Below are 3,264 nucleotides of genomic sequence, written 5' to 3' on the forward strand. Positions count from 1 at the left end.
GTAACCCAGGCCTGCAAGGTATCTGACAAGACCTGTGGTAATGACTGGCTTTGGGCCATCGCCTCTTTGTTCCAGGTGTAACTGCGCCAGCCCTGTGTCAGCAACAGGAGATCCAAAGCCTCTTTACGGTTTGAATGCGTACTATCGAAATAATAGGCAGGGTTATAGATCTTTCCGCGTAACTGTGTAGAGAGATAGTAATAGCTTAGGATGTTGCTGGTATTCTCCGGGCTATGGAACAGGTCATCGTATACACATAAGCTGAAAACAGCAGGTACCGGGGCGCCACTGGCATCGGTTGTTTTGATTTTCAACGTTACTTTTTCCTTTGGAGAGTACTCGCTCTTTAATTCACTGAAGCTGATACGGAACTGCCTCTCAGGATGCAGGTATACCAATCGTTCTGCTACGGGGCGCAGCTGTGCATCGAAAAGTGTCACTTCTCCAATCCCCAACGGTGCATTTTGAACAGAAATTTTCACTTCCATGCTATCACCTACTTCACCAGCTGCAATGGCTTCCACTGCGCTCCTGATTTGTAAACGCAGGTAGAATTTTTGCTTAGGCATATCGTGCGCCATGATTCTAAATACCAGGCTATCCCCTTCATTCCTCAGCAAACGCATACCCATACTGCCTTCCAATGCCATAGGCACCTGGTACAGGCTGTCTTTGTTATTGTCAAGCCGAACATAATAAGCAGCTCCCTTTTCAGGGATAAACTGGAAGGCCCCCATTCCCGCATGAAGGGAATTAAAATTCAGCACTGGCGTTTCTCCTTTTAACAATGTACCTTTCACTTCGGCAGGCTGCCCATTTCTATCGACTGCCTTAAAGGCCACGCGGTTGAGCACACCGGCCAACAGGTTGCCCCCTTCCGGGAACACCCGGAGCTGAACAGGGTCGGACGACGACACATTATTTTGTATCTGCCGGATTTTCCGGACCCTGATTGCCTGTGGCTCATTAAATACCTGGATCCGCGCAACAGTATAGTGATACGGCTGACCGGAAAAAAAAGAATGCGCTGTATATCCTTTCAGCAGGTATTCTCCATCGGACAGCGTTTGAGGCAGATATACATGACCATAGGATATGCCATTCACGATGGGGTACATTTCTTCCCATAACACGCTATCCGCATCTGCTTTCTGTAGTTGCAGGTACAGCGTATTATCGAGTGTTGACAGTGTAAAGTCAATCGAATTCAGTACAAAGGCATTGAACCAAAGGTCTTCCCCACTGATATAAATATCCTTGCTGGTGCGCAGGTAAACGGAAGTCTGTCTCAGCTGTCTTACCGAATCGAGCTGACCGGCCAGCTTATCTATCTCTCTCTTGTTTTCCTGGGAAAATGAAGTATTGGGGATAATCAATAACATAAAGGCCAGGGAAACCAGGTATTTCATCATGTTGTTATTATTATTCCATTTGTATTTTCAGCCATTCAAACGCCTGCTTATTGGAGGGTAACAGAAACTGATGTTTTCCATTTTCCAGTTGTGCAATTACAACCATTATATACTGCACTGCGATGAATGGCGAATAGCTTGCACCATTCCATTCTACCTGCTACCGGTGTATTTTGCCGGATTTTAAAAAAAATCGATGTATTTTTTGTCTTGCTCCTCAAAGCAGCGGCTTTTCGTTTTATCGTTAGCGATCCGGAAGTTTTCCAGCGCTTTTTCAGGCTGCCCGGCTTCGTAGTATACCTTACCTTTCAGGAATTCCCAGTCTCCCATAATGTCTTTATTCTTCAGGTAATCCCCGAGATCTTCCACCCATTTTATTGCATTGGGATAATCCTTAATCTCCAGGTAGTTTTCCACCATCCACTCTATTACCCCCGAGGCATCGCCGTAATCCTTTTTCGGTTCGGGGATCATGGCAAGGCATCGCTCATACTTTTCAAAGGAGGACTTGTACTTCTTCTTTACAAAATCTTCATACGCTTCATCGCTTAGGGCGTCAAATTCTTCATAAATGGGCTCAGGCAGATCAAGATACTTTTCAATTGCCATATTGATGTTTTTCCGGGTTATTTTTCAATATTATGTCTGCACGGTGATAACTTTTTTTCTAAAGAAGCATCATCGCTATGGTTATAACTCCTGTGTTCAAGATAGTAATTTTCTGAATCGCGTATCCATTGGACATTTCTTTACGTTGGATTTGCGGCCCTTTTCCGGGCTACTTTATTCCACCGGTGCATCGCAGATTTTTCAGTTCCCAGCCGCGCTGCTAATGTCTTCCAGCAGATGATCCGCTCCTGTTTTCCAACACCGCAAATTCACTATTTAACCGTTAATTTTCTTCAGACGTAAATTTGTCATGAGCTTTTATAGGTCTCCATGAGTATTGTTGCCTGCTGTAGGACTTCCAGCTATCAACAGGAGTTCTTAAAATACTGATCCTCAGGTTAAAAGAAAATGTCTTAATTTTACCTAAATATTCATTTTCTGCCAACATGAATAAAACAAGACATATCGTTATACTCGTTCCCCCACAAACTTCGTTATTAGATGTAGCAGGTCCGTTAGAAGTTTTTTCCAAAACCTCCGACTATATGACCAGGCACAAAAAGGTAAAGGATAAATACTATACTACACACCTGGTATCTATGGACAATACGATGGCTGTTCCTACTTCCGCCGGTATGCCTGTTATTTGCGAAGGAGGTATTTCAGGGATTCGTTACCCGATAGATACTGTAATCATTGCCGGCAGAGGAGAATACAGGAAGGGAGCACCGGCCCACATACTGAAATGGGTACAAAAGGTCAATAAAAGCAAATTGCAACCCCGCATTGCTTCCATTTGCGCAGGCGCTTTTATCCTGGCGGAAACCGGGCTGCTGGATGGTCGTCGCGCTACTACCCACTGGCAGCTGCACGATAAACTGGCTGAGAAATTCCCATTAATCAAAGTAGAGAAAGATCCTATCTATATCAGGCAGGGAAATATTTATACTTCTGCCGGGATATCTACCGGCATTGATCTTACACTGGCGCTGGTAGAAGAAGACCTGGGAAGAGAGGTAGCCATTGAGATATCCAGGATCCTGGTATTATACCTGAAACGGCCCGGCAACCAGTCGCAGTTCAGTAATATCCTCATGACGCAAAAAACGGATTACCGACCGGTAAAAGATAGTTTGCAGTGGATCCAGGAGCACCTGGATGAAGATCTATCCGTTGAACAACTGGCCGCCAGGGCTTCTATGAGCGCCCGCAACTTCTCAAGAGTGTTTTACAGGGAAGCGGG

General features: G+C 45.0%; 3 protein-coding genes. 1 reads left to right on the forward strand and 2 read right to left on the reverse strand.

Annotated elements, in window-relative coordinates; translation table 11 throughout:
- Both VIM72_RS30425 and VIM72_RS30430 read right to left on the reverse strand, forming a co-directional pair.
- Nucleotides 1-1,412, reverse strand: a 1,412-nt coding sequence (locus VIM72_RS30425) for a hypothetical protein (protein ID WP_332006562.1), incomplete at its 3' end; no start/stop codon positions are given.
- A 183-nt stretch (nucleotides 1,413-1,595) separates the two neighbouring features.
- Complete coding sequence (locus VIM72_RS30430) at nucleotides 1,596-2,021, reverse strand: hypothetical protein (protein WP_332006563.1); 426 nt, start codon at nucleotides 2,019-2,021, stop codon at nucleotides 1,596-1,598.
- A 446-nt stretch (nucleotides 2,022-2,467) separates the two neighbouring features.
- Between VIM72_RS30430 and VIM72_RS30435 the strand changes: the two genes are divergently transcribed.
- A partial coding sequence (locus VIM72_RS30435; RefSeq protein WP_332006564.1) for an AraC family transcriptional regulator occupies nucleotides 2,468-3,264 on the forward strand: 797 nt, incomplete at its 3' end.

The organism is Chitinophaga sp. (assembly GCF_036569185.1).
In the GTDB taxonomy this organism is placed as follows: domain Bacteria; phylum Bacteroidota; class Bacteroidia; order Chitinophagales; family Chitinophagaceae; genus Chitinophaga.

Excerpts from the sequence above, each read along its gene's own strand:
- VIM72_RS30430 (WP_332006563.1), bottom strand. The coding sequence starts at position 2,021 with ATGGCAATTGAAAAGTATCTTGATCTGCCTGAGCCCATTTATGAAGAA.